The following is a 17,932-nucleotide window of genomic DNA, read 5'->3' as shown; positions in this document are numbered from 1 at the left end:
GAAAGCATGGCGGTTCGACTTTGCGCTGGAATGTCCCATTCCTCGTAGCGACCGGACATCACGTCATGCTTCCCCAACAACTCTCACGAAACGCGGCGTCACGTCGTACCAAGAAGAGTCGTCAACGTCATCGTCAAGCGTATCGCCGTCGTTTCTCGCGTCCCCAGCTTGAGTTTCTCGAGAAGCGGCTGTTACTTGCTCAAGACTTGTTGATTGCCAATCCGGAAGCCGACAACATCCTTCGCTTTGAGGGCGCGACAGGCGATCCACTCGGTGAGTTTGTCAGCGCCAATTCGGGTGGCTTGGTCGATCCGATCGATCCGACATTTGGCCCGGACGGCAACCTGTATGTGATCAGTAGCGAAGCTGGTCACGAGAAGATCCTCCGGTACGATGGCGGCGACGGCAGTTTCATCGGGACCTTCATCGACACCGGCGCGGGCGGATTCAGCGGGGCCAGCGCGATCGAGTTCGGACCCGACGGTGACCTGTACGTCGCGACCAACACCAGTGCGGGGGTGTTGCGATATGACGGAGCGACCGGTGCCTTTGAGACCGCGATCGCGGCGGGAGAAGTGGCTCGCGCTTCAGGGATCGCCTTTGGTCCTGACAACAATCTGTACGTGATGGACAGCGATGGTTTCCTGAACACGTTCGCCGATCGCATCACCCGCTATGACCCTGCAACAGGAAACCAGATTGACGAATTTGTCGCCCCCGGCAATCTGGATGACGTGGCCTATTTCACGTTCGGCCCCGATGGGCACCTTTACGTTCCGGACGTCTCCTTCAACGACATCCGCAGGTTTAACGGCACCACGGGGGAATTCGAGGGGATCTATGTCTCATTGGCCCCGAACGAGCCGTCATTCGACATTCGATTCGGCACTGACGGATCGGCGTACGTCAGCAACGGTGGTGTGGAGCGATTTGATGTCGAGTCAGGCGACTTTATTGATACGTTTATTGACGGCCAATTCGGCACAGCCACCTTCGTGCCAAGCTTCGCTGAAGCCGTCGATCTCGAAGTGCTCAGCGTCCAGATTCCCGCGGGTGCCGTTCAAGGAGAACAACTGACCATCGCGTACGAAGTGCGAAACTCCTCTGCCACGTCAACCGCAGGTGATCAGTGGACCGACGTCGCCTACTTTTCGCTCGACGACGTCTTTGATCCGTCCGATCAGGAGGTTGGCAGGGTTGATCGCAAATTTGAACTACCCGCTGGTGGTCAATACACAGAAACGATCACCGTTGCAGTGCCCGCTACGCCCATCGGGCTTTATCACGTATTCGTGATTGCAGATCGCCGCGGAGAAACAAGCGACCAGTCTCGGGCAAATAACCTCGGCCTCGCGCCGACCACACTGCTGACCTATCCACCGTTATGCGACAGTCACGACGCCGCTGGTTCGATCACCGTCGGCAGGACGGCTTCATCACAGACGATGGACGATATCAACGATGACCGGCTGTCAATCACGTACACGGCATACAACGCGACTGCGTGTGTTGTTGATGACGTCTTGTTAACGACAACGCTACAGACAGGCGTGGCGCTCGACACGGCCGAAGTGGCTCCCGAACGTAATGGTGAAACGCTTGCCTGGGCACTTGGATCACTGGCGCCATACGGTCGAGCAAGCGTAACGATTGAGGTGGCACTTTCTAATCCAGTGCCATCACAGATTGACGGCGGTGCTGCCGCATCTGGTTCGATTGACGGCTGGATCGTTCGCGATTCGGCCCCTCCATTGTTGCTCGCCACAGGTCCGTTTGATCCCGCCGTGTTGGCATCAACTCCCGACGCCAATACAGATGATCCCGTAATCCAGGAGAAAGCTGCGGAGCTTGACTACGATCCGCTGAAAATCGCGGACTTCCTGACACATGAAATTGGATATCAGTCCTATTCGGGCTCCCTGCGTGGCGGCCGCGGCACGCTGTGGAGTGGGGCCGGGAACTCTCTCGACGAAGCAAGCTTGGGCATCGCATTGTTTCGAGCGTCGGGGATTCCGGCCCGGTACGTCGCCGGAACCTTGAATGAAGAGCTCTCTCAGCAACTGATCTTGTCGATGTTCCCGGCCGATTCATCGGCAATCGGTTTTGTTCAACAGGATTTCGAAGTTGGGGATCCCGTGAACGACCCACAACTGGTCGCGGAAACAGCAGCTCACTATTGGATTCAGCTCGACGTTGGTGGAGGATTTGAAGACTTTGACCCCACGTTTGCCGACGCAACCATCGGCGCAACTTATGCCGATGAGCAGCAGACCTTCACTGAAGTCTCACCGGCGCTGAGGCATCGGACTACGATCCGTCTGAATGCCGAATTCTATCACGAAGCGAATACGTTGTTCGGATTGTCGAACCCGATCAACACCAAAACCGTCCTTGAAGAAACCTTTGATACCGTTGCGCTTGTGGGTCGTCCCATTTCGATTGGGCACTTTGTCAACCAACGGCAGACCGGAGCGGTGATCACGGCGCGAACGATCACCTATTCGCCTTACTATCGAATCAGCGATACCGCTTTCGACTTGGCCAGCGATGAGATCTTTTCGGGCGAATCCTATCAGGAGGTCTTTACTAACTTTCCCTTTGGAAACCAGATCCTCACCGGTGTATTCATCGAATTGGATGTCATCGGAATCGACGGCACGACATCGACGTCCGAGCACGTCTTGCTCGATCGTATCGGTGCGGCGAATCGCGATGGGGCTGGCGGCGACGTCTCGATTTCTCCGGACGATGGCCCGGCGTTTTCGCCTTTTGACGCAACGACGATCAATGTCTTGCCGGGAAAGAGCGACCCGAGAGCACTCGCGCGGGCGATTCACGAATTGGAGTCGCTCAACCGCCGACTGCTCGAACGCGGCGCACAAAGCGGCGGTCTGCAAATCGATCCTGGCTCGCCCGATTCGGAATTGATGTGGACAAGTCGCGTTGCTCTCAATCGCCTGCGTCTCGCCCATTTCCTATCACTCTCCGAACTTGTGATCGATGCGGTTGCTCGCGATGTCAAACTGGCCGCCTACCAGGACTCTCCAAGAATCACCATCGCGAAATCATTGGCGAGATTCAATGCCGATGGCCGACTCACTGTCGCCGAAGCAATCGACTTGAATCGCAACGACATGCGAGTTGTCGTTTCACCCGGTCAAGCAGTTGCCAGCAAGATCGGTTTTCAAATGCATCGCGGCTTCGTGGACAGTGAAGTCGAAGCTGTAGTCCTCGGTACGTCCGCGGGTTCGGAATTCAACGTCACCAGTGCAGACACGATCATTCAGGCTGCCGTCGCCGAAGGGGCGACGTTGGTTGTGATCGGACCTGGCGATGAGACCAGACTTGAAACACTCGACATCTCCGCGGATGTGAAAGCAAGAATCCTGCGAGCGATCACTGATGATAAGTTGGCCGTTGTTCCGGACCGGGCGATCGACATTGCGGGCAACGCCCAAGTAGCATGGTACGAGATCGACCTCGAAACCGGAGACACGATTGGGGTCCTGGCCGATGGAAGCCATGGAGCCATTTCCGAGCGAGTTGCGGCACTGTGGGTCGGATTCGCCCTAGGATTCTCCACGCCTCCGTTGATCTACGTCGGAGGTCTACTCGCCCAGAAATACGGGGCGCCAGATAGTGTCGGTTCCGGTGCGGGAGCCGCCTCCACACTCTGGGGTGTCGCCAACGAGTTGTTTCCAAATTTGAAAAACCCCAAGCACGGCTTTGCAGGTGGTAAACATCCAGCCCCCTTCTTTTTCTTCTTCGGATTTTTGGCGGGGCTCTGGCTGAGCATTTACTTATCCGGCAAGATCAATCCATTCCTACTGGAACAACTCAAGAAACTCCCTGGCGACCCACCGTTGCCTCCCTTCCTATTTGGAACGGAGATTGTCACGCCGGGATCATTTAGCAACGCTTCATTCCAGCAGACGGTTCAGCCGACGCTCGCCGGCGGAAACGTATCCGGGGCGTTAGGCGCCCAATCGGTACGTGCTTCAGGTGCGATCGACATCAACTCATCGGACCATAAAAACGTTGTCAATCGTTACGCTGCTAACACACTGACCGTCGTCAACGGTGAATTATTTGATGCCGATGGCAATCGACTTGGCACAGGCGACATTTCGATGTCGTCCATCCCCCATGCCGATGTGACCCTTACCGGCGTACAGTCCAGACGTGAATTTGGAGTCGGTCGTGTCCTCATCACTCCTTCATCAGACGACGGGATCGCCGTCGTCAGCGAGTGGGACGAGTTGACAGCGACCTTCGGTGGCGAATTGGTCGCAGAAATCACGACGAACTCACTGTTGCTGAACAACACGCCGCTGCCGATGGGAAACTACAGCATCGTTTCGGAGTCTCTCACCCTACAGGGCAGCGGTTCCGTTTCTCATGTTCATGTGGAACACTCGCTATCAATCTCTGCCGAAGATGCGGTTGTTGAGATCGGCCCGGGAAGCACTGGCAACCTGACCGTCGGCACAGACAACGACGTGTTTATTCACGGAATAGCACTCAACGGCTATACCGGCTCCTTAGATATCGCGTCTGACGCTGAATCAGTCGCCGTCAGCCTGCAGGGCGCTGCAGAACATCAATCCCACGTGATTCCCAGCAACACGACATTCTCAGCCGACCACAATACTCCCACGTTTTTGACGCCGTTGGTGCAATCCAGTCTGGGCGGACCGTATGACATCGTCGTTGACGCCCCCGAGGGCTGGACGGTTGAAGCGTTATCCGATGGATCGGTATCGGTACTCCCGAAACCGGGTGCTGCACTTGGGACACACTTCGTCAATCTGACAGCGAGATCTCAACATGATCCTGCACTGCGAACCAAAGCAAGAATTGGTATCGAAGTGGAATCCACGGATCCTGGCGTGAGTCTGTCCGTTGATCATGACACGGTTTTCTTTTTGGATCTCAACGGCGGCCAGGTCCCCACGGTTTTTCGAGCCACCGTCGGCAATCAAGGACAGGACTCAGACGTGTTCGATGTCTTGGTCCCGCAGGCCCCACCTGGCTTTGAGGTCATCATTTCGAATCCGGAATTGCGAGTCGACGGGGGAAGATCAGCGGTTACCGGAATCAATCTGGTCCCCACCGGTCCGCTCAGTCCACCGGGAACGACGATTACATTTGACGTCGTGGCAACAAGTGACCAAGATCCCACGGTCACCGCGATGGACACCGTCAGCTACACCATTGATGACATCCATGGATTGGCCGTCAACATTGACCCGATCGAGGTCACCGCGATTCCAGGCGAGACGGTGACTTTGGAGTTATTGCTCCAGTCGACAGGGAATGTCGCCGAAGAAGTCTCCTTTGAGACGCAGTTGTCCGATGGCCTGGCAGTCTCAAATTTACAGAGTGTTTCGCTAGCTCCAGGTAGTTCTCAGATCCTGGAGATCGGTTTCACGCCCGATGCCTCGGTGCCTCTCAACAGCATCTTGTCCGCCATCATCACCGCGGACATCGGCACCGAGATTCCGGTCGTGACTCAAGTCTTTGTCTCGGTCAGCGCCCCGGGCGTTGCAGCCGTCAATCGAGCAGCAACCGCGGTACGGGCGCTGAATGACACCACGCTCGGAGATCGACTCGAAGATCTTGGGATCGGGCTGACGCGGCTCGTTCAAGAGCCGGACAACGCGTTGTTCAAGGAACAAGTGCGGGTTCTTCTGGACAACACGATCAGCTTTTTCATGGATGACACCGACTACAACGGCTTTGTCGGCCCACTCTCCACAGCAAGAGACGGTTTTAACACAGCGAGTACGGCTGAAGCGATCAGCACCGCGATCGAGAGCATCGGAAATGTCCTCGATGACTTCGGAGAGGCGGTAGGCAACCTCGCGGCCCATCAATTCGCCCTGTCCCTCAGCCCCAACACGCTGGTCGCTCAACCCTTGGTGCCGGCTCCGTTTGTCGCTCGCGTGCATAACTTGGGCACGGCCACGACGAGTTATAGCTTGGCCCTGGCGGGAGTTCCCGACGGCGTCACGGCGACGCTCGATCAGGACACGCTGACGCTCGCGCCGGGTGAGTTTGCCGATGTGCCGGGATCGCTAACGCAGGTCTCGACCACCGAACTGGTAGATTTTGATTTCAGCGTCGATGTGGCCGTGACCGGCATCACGACGCAGATCCAAGAATCCGCCATCGGTTCTGTGCGACCGCGAAATGAAATCGTTTCCGTCACCGGCATTGACGTGGTGCCGCCGTTCGGGGATCCGGGAACTCAGGTCAACCTGACCGCGCGATTGCTCAATGCCGTCAACCGGCAACAAGCGGCACTGGTCTCCTACTCCGTGACCGATCCCGGTGGATCCACCGTGTTTGAATCGCCGACACCGGTTCCCGCGTCACTGACCGTGCAAACCTCGCTGGTCAGCGTCGACCTGGGAAACCTCGACACGAGCGGTTTTGCGCAGGGGCAACACACGATCAAGGTGACGGTCGCTGATGCAGACGGCAACGCGATTCCCGGTGCCGATGCGACCACACCGCTAATCATCGGATCACCCGTCGAAGCGACTCTCACGGTCGGGCCCCAAGTCGTGCCCCCTGGGGTGAGCACGGTTACGAACACGCTGCAAGTATTTGGCAAGGTCCCGCTGGGTGTCGGCACGCTCAAGCTTGTCGGCATGTTGCCGATCGAAGCGTTCACGGGAAATTTTGATAACGTCGATGCCATCCAGGGGATCACGCTCGGCGGTGACACCGCGTACGTGCATGGCAACGCGCTGGGCATCGGCAGCCTGCATGTTGTCGATCTGTCCGATCCCACCGCACCGACGCGCACCCGAGCGGAAATCGGTATCGTTTCGACCGCCGGTGCGATTGACGGTGACCGCCTGTTCGCCGTCGACGAAGGGACCACGGCAAGCGGATTCTCGACGCTTCACGTCTTCGATCTCAACGGCGGTTCGGGAGGTACGTTGGAGGATCCGTTGTTACGTGATTCGATCTCGGTGCCCTACATCTTTGGCCAGGACCTCGTGGTCTCGGGGGACTCTGTCTTCACCGCAGAGGCTCAGGTACGATTCAACGGGCCAAACCTGCTGGAACAGAACGGCACCATTTTGTCGTTTGACGCCAGTGATCCGGCGGACGTGCAGTTCCTGGACTCGCTTTTCGACGTCAACGGCACGACCGACGACGGCAATCCCAACATGGGAGGCAACTTCTACACACGTGCGTTTGCTTTGGCGGATCCGACGACGCTGCTTGTGACCAGCAGTACGTCAACGGGAAGTGACACACAAACCGGCACGGGGCGTTTGCTGGTCGTGGATGTCGCCGACCCCGCAGCGATCAACAGTGATGATCCGAACACCCAGAACGCGGTCGTCACGGAACTGTTGATTCCCGGCACAACGTTGATCGCCGATATTGTGGTTCACGGGGAGATGGCGTACGTGATCGGCAGCACCGGTGGGTTTAAGAACGGCGACGAAACGGACCGCGCCCCGACCGGTGATCTGGTGCTCGCGTCGATCAACATCAGCGATCCACGCAACCCAGTGCTCACCCATACCGAGACGCTCACGCGGGCCGCTCGCGGAGCGCTCAATCTGACGGTGCTGGGCCCCGGTTGGCTGGCGATCTCCAGTTTAGGTGATGCGACCGCCGACACTCCGCAATTGATCACGATCGACGTTACCGATCCCGGTTCGTTCTCATTCGATCAACAGCTTGAATTGACCGGTACGCCGGAAGGCATGGCAGCCGACGCGACACACTTGTACGTGACGCAAAGTGACGGTTTATTCGTCTATGAATTGCGTCCCGACGACCCGCTGGAATTGCTTGCTGTGGCGCCGGTCGCCGGGGCCGCCGGTGTCGCGGTGCAGAATGACATTGCCTACGCCTGCGGAACCGACGGGATCAGTGTGCTCGACTATAGCAATCCCGCCAGTCCCACCGTCGTGGACACCGTCGGTACGGGCTCGCATCGTGGTTGTCGTGTCGATGGCGACCTACTGGTCGCCATCCGCGACCCGACGGCACGTACCATGGCCGTCGATGTCTATTCGATCCAGAACGACCCGCTCTTGCCCGTCTTGTTGGGAAGTTCGCCTGCGATCCAATACGCGAATCTCGAGTCAGGGATCGAACTGATAGATTCACATGCCTTTGTCTCTCAGTTCGGCGTTTGCGTACAGACGCGGCCCGCGACCGGGAATATCGTCGGGATGATGGGCGAATTGCTGTCTGTGGCGTTCAACTTGGACGACCCGGACAGTCCGACTTCGGCGACCCCCGAGTTGGCCGATGCGCTTTTCAATACGTTCGGAGACAACAACTCCCCGCCGACCGACGTCGGTGGCTGCGCACTCAGTGGTGGTGACCACAATGTGTTTGGACTCACCTTGGCCGGCCCCGATCTGGCCTATCTGGCCGCGGGTAGCGCGACGGTCGCCAACCCCGGCGGAGGCGTCGGACGAATTCATGTCGTCGACATCAGCAACCCCGGCGCCGCACAAGTCGTCACCGACGTGGATCTTCCCGGGACACAGCAGGCGTTGGGGATCGGAATCGCGGGGAATTACGGCGTCGTCATCGGCAGCACGACTGGCTGGAACAATCCGTTCGATGGATTTCGTGCCGGAAATCTCACCGTCACTTCCCTCGATCTGTCCGATCCGCTTGATCCCCGAGTCATCTCCACCAAGGAACTTGATCGACCGGCACGGTCGTTTTGGACCAACTTCGGTTCACTCGGTAACAACCTGTTCGGATTCTCAAGCCAGAACTGGCAAAGCGATACCCAGCGTGATGCCAAACTCTTGCTGATTGACCTTTCCAACCCGTTGGATCCGTACGTCATCGAAACGGAGGTGGAACTCGATACGGTTCCTCCGAACTCGATCACCGCCGACGGAGACCTGTTGTTCACGACGGACGCTGGTGGTGTGTCGATTTATCGCATCGGCGACCTGCCCAGGATTCCCTTCACCGCCCAGGTCCAGATACCACGCAACTCAGGTGTGTCCGTCGTCGAAGCCTCGTTCAATCTTCCTCCCGACCAGATCATCGCTAACGATCCCGACTTTGACACCTTGGTGTGGAACTTGGCTTTGACACCCGATGCCGATCTTGTGAATCTGACGTGGGACACCGTCGTCACCGCGTTGCAGCCCGGCCAGTCACGAGCGATCACACTCGACACCACCGTCGATTTCGCTTACCAGAGTGCGCCGGGACAACTCACATTGGCAGCTCAAAGTGTGGCGGTCCAGCAGCTCCTTGCGATCAATCCTTCCGGATCCGCCGCACAACCCGGAGGTAAAGCTGACTTTACCCTTTCGGTCATGAACCCGCGCGATGTCGACGTCACCTACGACTTGTCCAGCAGCGGAGTCCCTGCCGACTGGATCGATCTCGTGTCGCAAGTCGTTGTTCCCGCCGCGGGATCAGTTGATGTTCCTCTCACGCTGCGGCCGGATTCGAATGCCGTCCTCGATGACTATGGTTTCGTGATCACGGCGACGAGTCATGGCACCACGGGAGACGTAGAAGGATCGCTCACCGTTGCGGGCGACCCCATTTTGCCACCGATTGATCGCGCGGCACGGGGCGTTTGGGTTGAATTGAAACCGATGTCGGCAACGGCCGGACAGGGGACTTCGGCGATCTACACGGCTCGAGTCTACAACACTGGAAGTGAAAGTGATGAGTTTGTGTTGTTTGTCAGCGGACTGCCCGCGGAGTTTGACACAACGATCAATGCCGGAATCTTCAGCGTGCCGGCCGGGGCGAGCAACTTCCGCGAATTCCCCGTCCGAATCACCCCGCCGGCCGGGACCGCCGCGGCCGAATATCCCTTCACCGTCACAGCCGCCTCGGTTGACCACGTCAGTGTCACCGGCCCGGCTGCCGGATCGTTGACCGTCGTTGACGTCGGTGTCGATGTTGAAATCGTGCCGACGTCCACCGATCCGGAAACATCGGTGCAAATGACGATCACCAATACAGGCACTGTGCCGGAGACCTTCGACGTCTCGCTTGCGGCGCCCGCCGCGCTGGCCGCGACCCTGGGCACCGCGACAGTCTCGCTGCAACCCAGTCAGTCTCAAACCGTCACCATCGATCTCGGCGAAATCGACTTTGCCTTTCCCGGAACGTTGCAACTGATCGGATCCGCGAGGTCACAGACCCAGCCGACCGTCCTGGATGCTCAGAGCATCGACGTAAACATCGCCGCTGTACGAGCAATGACGGCTGAATTCGAGCGAGACACTCGTACGTTACCGCTGCCCGGTGTTTCCAGCTTTTTGCTGCTGGTCGACAACGTTGGCAACGTGGAAGACGAATACACCGCACGGATCTTCAGTACGGACGGCCCGGTATCGGCCGCACTGAAGGATCTCGACGGCGTGCCCGCCCAGGAAATCCCTCTGTTTGTCTTGCCCGGCCTTTCGCGTGGCGGCATCGTGCTGGACACGGAACTGACCGGATTCGGCACGGGGACGGTCACCGTCCAGGTCAGATCTCTCAACGACGCGACGATCCTGGCCGAGGACACCATCACGGTCATGACCGACGCTGAGTTCGACTTTGGGGATGCGCCGGAGGGAATTCAAATCGAAGACCTGGTCAGCAACTATCCGACTCGGCTCGGCAGCGGTGGAGCCAGGCACGCATTGGTCGACAATGGGCCGCGTTTGGGGCCTTCGATCGATGTTGAACCGAACGGGCAACCGAGCGAACTGGCCGATGGTGATGGAATCGACGAGGATGGCGTGATTCAAATCGCTAGCTTCGTATCCACCGCAAGCCAGTCCACCTTGGGAAGTGTTCTCATCGATGTGTCAGGGACCGCCAAGCTGGACGCCTGGATCGATTTCAATCGGAATGGCCGGTTCGACCACCCGGCCGAACACTTGGGTTCCGGAACGAGCACGGCGCTGGTGCCGGGCGCGAACATCGTTCCGGTGACTGTCCCTCCGGGCGCTTCGGTCGGAACCACCTATGCCCGCTTCCGCATCAGTACGCTTGGCGGACTTGCGCCCGGTGGTGAAGCCGACGATGGCGAAGTCGAGGATTACCGGTTTGAGATTCTGGATGGTACGTCGGGTGCCGATGCTATCGTGAACCTGATCGTCGGCGACGTGAATGTGATCGGTGAAGGTGGTGATGTCGTGGTTTTGCACGAAACGACAGAACTGTTCCGAGTACCGGGTGCCGCGCTGGCGGGCCTAGGCTTTCAGGGAACCGACGAAGACGACCTGTTGTCGCTAGGCAACCTCGGCGCGGTGCTCAACGCGCCGATCCCGATCGGCTTTCACGGCAGCGGCGGCAGCGACACATTGAAACTGGCCGACCGTGATCAGCTGCTTGATCTGACCGACGACGATCTGAATCCACTCGGCGATATTGAAGTCATCGACGTGGTGGGCGCCAGTCCCAACCATTTGATACTCGACGTCGTCAGTGTGGTCGCATCAACCGACATCGACAACTCGTTGCTAGTGATTCACGACGACGACGACACGGTCCACTATGCCGGGGCACAATGGACCGTCAACCTGCCGATCTTTGTCGACGGTGCTCAACGGCATCACCTGACCGGTGGCGGAGCGACCGTCGAAACCCTCAACACACGTCCCTGGACCAACCCCTACATCAGAACCGATGTCGACCGCAGCGGATCCACTTCACCGCGCGACGCGTTGCTGATCATCAACTTATTGGGGCGAGAAGCGGCGGATACCGGATCGGTTGCTTTACCCGATCCGACCTCGGCAGAAACGATCGCCGATTGGTACTATGACGTCAATGGCAGCCGATTCGCTTCGCCACTGGATGCACTCCAGGTAATCAACTTCATTGCGGTCCAGCAAGAATCCGAAGGGGCGGCGGGAGAAGCGTTGCTGGCGGCGGATCTGTTAACCAGACGTTCGGCCCTGGGGGATGCAACCGAGTCATTGCAATCTCTGGACACCGCGATCCGAAACGCCCCAATGAGCAGTCTGAGCATCGACCGTTCGTGGCCCCTGCCGACCGGCCGGCGACACTGGCCAGAGACTGCCGATACCGATCTGGAACTCAGCTTTGTTGATGGAAATCGAGAACGTTCACTCGGCGAACTCGATGCGATTGACTACTCGCTGGCGAACGATCCGGCACAACCGTTTTTGTGGCGTTTGGAAAACGGGGAATTGGATGCCACCTTGGCCGACTGCTCGCTGCAGTCGCTGGGCCACACTGACAAATCCTGAGGGCGGCAGCCAGGGCGTGCTCGTTCAAAAGCCGCTTGGATCGCCGGTTCAGAGGGGGCCTATCGTACGTCCGAAGCGAATTAGGTAGAACTTGAATTTTCCCCGCAGCCGATCATTTGCCAATGGATCCAATCACTCAACTCGTTCTCTGCACCGCGGTTGCCGGCGGGGCGATTCCATTGGGAGGCGTTGTTGCGTCGTTTGAAAACATACGTCCTCGTTGGCTTGAGGAGGAGTTCCGTCACACCGTGATCGCATTCGGGGGTGGCGCCCTGCTCTCAGCTGTCGCGCTGGTGCTGATCCCCGATGGCGCCGAACTGATCGCGACGTGGGAAACGGTGACGGCATTTGCCGCCGGAGGGCTGTGTTTTTGGGGATTGCAGATTCTGCTTGACCGGAGCCAGTCGTCGGCATCGCAGCTGGTCGCGATGTTGTCCGACTTTGTTCCGGAAGTCATCGCACTTGGAGCCGTGATCTCGGGCGGCAAAAGTGGCGCGATACTGCTGGCGGTGATCATCACGCTTCAAAACCTGCCCGAAGGGTTCAATGCTTATCGAGAGCTTCGCAGCGGCGGGCTGGCATCGCGAAAAATCTTATTTTGGTTCATGATCGCGGCGATACTCGGGCCTCTGTTGGGATTCTTGGGATATCATTTGCTCGCCGACGAACCGAGGATTCTGGGCTGGATGCAAGTCTTCGCCGCCTCAGGGATCCTCTATTTGGTCTTTGAAGACATCGCACCCCAAGCGACCTTGAATAACAGCAGTTTTCCGCCGCTAGGGGCCGTGTTTGGTTTTTTGCTGGGGCTGTTCGGAAAACTTTTGGAAGGCTGAGCGGGGCGCGTTTCTCGGGTTTTGCGATTCGGCCGCATTTCAATTACGTTGTCCCGAATGAACGACATTGTTTCCACCAGGTTGATTGCAAGTATGCCTTTGTACCGTTGTGTTGTGCCCGAGTTATTCCTATTCGTTTCCTTCCTCGGCGTATCAAACTGCGCCGCCGAGGACTGGTACCGTTGGCGTGGTCCCGACGGAGACGGCATCTCTCGTGAAACGGATTGGAAATGCGATTGGGCGGGCGAGGGGCCTGACATCGCGTGGTCCCGTTCGGTCGGAACCGGATTCTCATCGGTGGTGGTCAAAGACGATCGAGTCTTCACGCTTGGGCATGTCGACGACCAGGACAAGGTCTATTGCATCAACGTCGCCGACGGAGAAATTATTTGGACGTTCGGCTATCCCGCGGAACTCGACGACCGCGACTTCGAAGGCGGCCCGATCTCGACACCGACCATCGATGGTGACAGGCTTTACGTGATGGGGCGTGCCGGAGAGTTGTTCTGTTTGCAGATCTCCGATGGCTCCAAAATGTGGGGCATCAATGTCGCTGATGAGGCCGAGGTGCGGTTGCCCGGCTGGGGCTTCTCCGCCGCTCCCTTGGTGATCGGCGACAGGCTGTTGCTGAATGTCGGCGAGTCCGGTGTCCTGGTGGACAAACACAGCGGTGATCTGATCTGGAGCTCCGACGACCGTGAATGCGGCTACGCGTCTCCGGTGTTGATCCCCAATTCCGATCCCACCGTCGCCGTGATCGCGTCCGGAAAAGCGTACATCGGTGTGGATGTCCAATCGGGGGAACAGCTTTGGGCCGAACGTTGGTTGACCAGTTTCAATTGCAACGCCGCCGATCCGATCTTTCATGACGGCAAGATGCTTCTCTGCTCGGGTTACAACCGCGGCGCGGCTCTGTTTGACATCGGGGGGACGACGCCCGAGCTGATTTGGAAATCAAAAGAGATGAAGAATCAGATTCACACGTCGATTCTTTACCAGGGCTATCTGTACGGCATCGACGGTGATATGGAAGCCGGCGCGCGATTGCGCTGCATGGACTGGGCGACCGGCGAAATCCGCTGGTCGGTCGACGACCTGCGCCCCGGAGGTCTGGCGATGGCCGATGGCAAGTTGTTGTTGTTGACCGAACCAGGCGAATTGATCATCGCCCCGGCAACCCCCGACGGCTGGGAACCGATCGCCCGCGGGCAAGTCCTGGACGGAAAAAGCTGGACCAGCCCCGTGTTGTCCGGGGGCCGCATCTTTTGCCGCAGCATCCAAGGCCAACTCGTCTGCATCGATTGCCGCGACTAGAATACCCGTGGCATTACTCCCAACTCCCAACTCCCAACTCCCAACTCCCAACTCCCAACTCCCAACTCCCAACCCGCCCCCATGCCCATCCAACGTCGCTCCTTCCTCGCCGGCACCGCCGCAGCCGCCACGCTCGCATCGGCCCCGGCGATCCATGCCGCTTCCAAAAACAAACAGTACCGCACGGCGCTGATCGGAGCCGGTTGGTGGGGCATGAACATCCTGCGCGAGGCGATGGCCGGTGGGCAAACCAAAGTCGTCGCGCTGTGTGATGTTGATTCCGACCGCTTGGAAATCAACGCCGAGGAAGTCACCGATTTATCCGGCGACACCCCGCGAATTTACCGCGACTATCGCGAGCTGTTCGAAAAGGAAGACGTCGAAATCGCGATCATTGCCACGCCGGATCATTGGCACGCGCTCAATGCATTGGCGGCGATCCAGGCCGGAGCGCATGTCTTTATCGAAAAACCGACCGGCCACACGATCGGCGAAAGCCAAGCCGTCCTCGCCGCCTCACAAGCCGCCGATCGCTTGGTCCAAGTCGGACTGCACCGACGCATCGGCCCCCACCACGTCTCGGGCATGAAATTTCTGAAGGACGGCGGGGCGGGCGACATCGGGTTGGTGCGAATGTTTGTGCACAGCCGCGGCGGGGCGGAAAAGCCGACGCGAAACAGCGAACCGCCGGAGAATCTCGATTGGGACATGTACTGTGGCCCCGCGCCGCTGCGTCCCTATTGCCGTCGGATTCATCCCGGCGGCTTCCGGCACTTTCTGGATTTCGCCAACGGAACGCTCGGCGACTGGGGCGTCCATTGGCTGGACCAGATGCTGTGGTGGAGCGACCAGCAATCGCCGGACAGCGTTCATTCCACCGGCGGGCGACCGATCGCCGGTCAGGCCGTGCTCAACGACGAAGAGCAAACGACCGACGCCCCCGATCACCAAACCGCCACGTACGAATTCGATTCCTTCACCGCGACCTGGGAACATCGCAAATTCGCCGGACAGGGACCGGAGCAGACCAGCATCGGATGCTACTTCTTCGGCACCCAGGGAACGTTCCACATCGGCTGGCGCGACGGTTGGACGTTCTACCCGGCCGACAGCAAGAAGCAAGTGATCCACCAAGATGCCGAGCTGCAAGAACCCGACGGGCACAACCTGAAATTGCTCTACGCCGATTTCCTTCGAGCAATCGAAACCGGCAGCCGCCCGGTCGCCGACATCACCGTCGGACACCAGGCCACCACGCTGGCCCTCTTGGGCATGCTGTCGATGAAACTCGGCCGCAGCGTCCGCTGGGATGCGGGCGCCCAGCAGATCGTCGGCGACGACGAAGCCAACGGCATGCTGCGACGAAAGTACCGCCAGCCCTGGAGCTATCCCGAAATCGGATAGTCGCGGCAGGACAGGTGACAGAAAAAGGGGGGGCAGAAAAATGGTGTTTCGGATTCGTCGACAAGAAAATCGGTGACAAGACAATTAGCACTGGGTGAGCCAAAAGAACCCTTCATCTAATCAGGCATCCATTTTTCTGCCCCCTATTTTTCTGTCATTTTCCTCCCCACTACCGCAGCAACCGGGTGTACTGCATTCGAAACGCACCGTCGTATTGTCGGTCGCTCGATGTCAGTGGAACGGCGTAACCGGCCGTCAACTGACCTTGCTGTTTGAACTCAAACGTGGTTCCCACCACCGCACTCGTCAAGCTGGTCGTTCCGCCCCAGTTGCCCACCTGGATGTTGCCGGCGGTCACGATCGAGGCGTCGTCGCCGAGCGAATTGGTGTGGTGGACTTCCACGGTAGGGATGATCCCCGACAAGCACGCTGCGTCATCATTGCGATAGGCCCAACAACCCAACGCGACATCGAAGAAGAAGTAGTCGGGATCGTCAAATGAACCCGCTGCTTGAAGTCCTTGTCCGGAGTTCGTCCACACGTCGTTCTCGTCGGTCGCAAAACTGAATTGGGTGAAGCCTTGCGCGAACCACTTCTGCGACGGCATGTACAGCCATCCCAAGAACGGTTGGATTTGCACGGCGTCGTTTTCAACACGCAACAGCGGTGTGCCGTCGGCCAAGTCAACGGCGATGTCATCCGCGGTCGAAAACCCGAACCCGACGCCGCCGGTCAAGGCGTACGTGTCGGTGCCGTACAACAACCCTTTGACATACAGCATGATGTTGCCCAGTTCGGCGCTGGATCCGTTGGAAACCGCCGTGCTGGTCGCGGTCAGATCGCTGACCGCATCGGTCGCGAACGGGATTCGCAACTCGACCGAGGCCTGTCCACCCAGGAACGTCTTTTCAAACCCGGGTGTGAACCGGTTCAGACCGCTCGACGCATTGCTGGCGACCACATCATCGAAAAAGCTGTAGTTGAAGAACACGCGATCCTGCGGCAACACGCTTCCGCCCTCGGCGATCTTCATCGATCCGACGCCGCCGTTGGCCGCGCTCGGCAGCGCCGTGTCGAAGCGAATCAGATAATCATAAAAATAATACGCGTCCAAGTCCTCGCCGCCGTTCATCGAATCCGTCCCGCCTTGCAGCATCGCTCCCGACGCGCTGGCGTCAAAGACGGTCGTCCCCGTTAGCGCATTGCGACTTTGGAAAGCCGCATGGACGCCCGTGTCGTAAGTACCAGGCGGCGGTTGCAGCAGGACAATGTCATAGGCCTGTGCGGTCGAAGCGAGCTGGGCTTGAATCTGCGAGATCGTGTCGGCCGTGGTCAACGTCGCGTTGCCGGCGATCGTGCCGGCCAGGCTGGCTGCGGGCAACGTTCCACTGGCGCGAAAGATCGCTTGGGCTTGTTGGACCGAAGCCAGACTGCTGGCATAAATCCCGACAGGCCCGGATTCGGAGATCGTCAATGTGCTTCCCCCCGGCGGCAGTGTTCCGGGAGCATCCAAATCGTCGGCAAACACGAACACGCGGTCGAGCCGGTAATCGCCCACCGCCCGAGTCTGCGGGCCGGCAAAGAAATCCCCGATCATCGAGGGCAGCCGATCCTGCAAGCTGAGACAGCGGCGGGGCGTGCTTTCAAGCATCGCGTCGCAGCATTCGTCCAAGCCATCACAACCGACTCCGTCGCAGAGCGGCGCGTCACAGCACGCCTCGGGCAAATCATCCTGGCCGAGGAGGAACGAATCGCCCGCGGAAAACAGAACGGCAGCCGCAAGAAGGCGAAAAACAATCTGTCGAGCCATCACCAGGACCTCCCTGTCCAACCGTTGACGCCGAAGCCCGTTGGCAAGCCACGGCCCTCGCACTTCCCCCGCTTCCGCTGAGCTGCAGACGCCCCTCGGCCCGGCAATCAGGGACCCGGCAATCAGGCGACGCACCGGAGGCAGCTCAACCACTCTGCAGACTGGTATCGGCGGGCCGCTTGTACCAATCGCACCGGTTCAACCGAATTCACCCCCGACACGACCCCGTTGAGCGTGACAACCGCTACGAGTGAAAGGGACTGCGTAACCGGCACAGTTTAACGGGAGCGAGGGACAGAAAAATCGAGGGCAGAAAAATGGCAGGGGAAGGGAGA

Annotated in this window: 5 protein-coding genes; 4 read left to right on the top strand and 1 reads right to left on the bottom strand. The window is 58.8% G+C overall.

Annotated features, from left to right (window positions below; translation table 11 throughout):
- The first annotated feature begins 65 nt into the window (after positions 1–65).
- The 4 genes from Mal15_RS09600 to Mal15_RS09585 all read left to right on the top strand — a co-directional run bounded on the left by Mal15_RS09600 (position 66) and on the right by Mal15_RS09585 (position 15,787).
- Entirely contained in the window at positions 66–12,236 is a 12,171-nt protein-coding gene (locus tag Mal15_RS09600) for a GEVED domain-containing protein (protein ID WP_147867554.1), read from the top strand.
- Positions 12,237–12,358: 122 nt separating this feature from the next.
- Positions 12,359–13,069: a ZIP family metal transporter gene (locus tag Mal15_RS09595; RefSeq protein WP_147867553.1), complete on the top strand. Its 711-nt coding sequence runs from the start codon at positions 12,359–12,361 to the stop codon at positions 13,067–13,069.
- Positions 13,070–13,162: 93 nt separating this feature from the next.
- Positions 13,163–14,383, top strand: a complete 1,221-nt coding sequence (locus Mal15_RS09590) for a PQQ-like beta-propeller repeat protein (RefSeq protein ID WP_167546703.1) — start codon at positions 13,163–13,165, stop codon at positions 14,381–14,383.
- An 81-nt stretch (positions 14,384–14,464) separates the two neighbouring features.
- On the top strand, positions 14,465–15,787 hold the full coding sequence (locus tag Mal15_RS09585; protein WP_199773835.1) for a Gfo/Idh/MocA family protein: 1,323 nt from the start codon (positions 14,465–14,467) through the stop codon (positions 15,785–15,787).
- A 169-nt stretch (positions 15,788–15,956) separates the two neighbouring features.
- On the opposite strand, the gene Mal15_RS09580 is transcribed toward Mal15_RS09585, so the two are convergent.
- On the bottom strand, positions 15,957–17,597 hold the full coding sequence (locus tag Mal15_RS09580) for a hypothetical protein (protein ID WP_147867551.1): 1,641 nt from the start codon (positions 17,595–17,597) through the stop codon (positions 15,957–15,959).
- Between the last annotated feature and the right edge of the window lie 335 nt (positions 17,598–17,932).

The organism is Stieleria maiorica, from assembly GCF_008035925.1.
Taxonomy (GTDB): Bacteria; Planctomycetota; Planctomycetia; order Pirellulales; family Pirellulaceae; genus Stieleria; species Stieleria maiorica.
The sequence above is the reverse complement of the archived record's forward strand: the minus strand, read 5'-3'. Positions and strand labels throughout refer to the sequence as shown.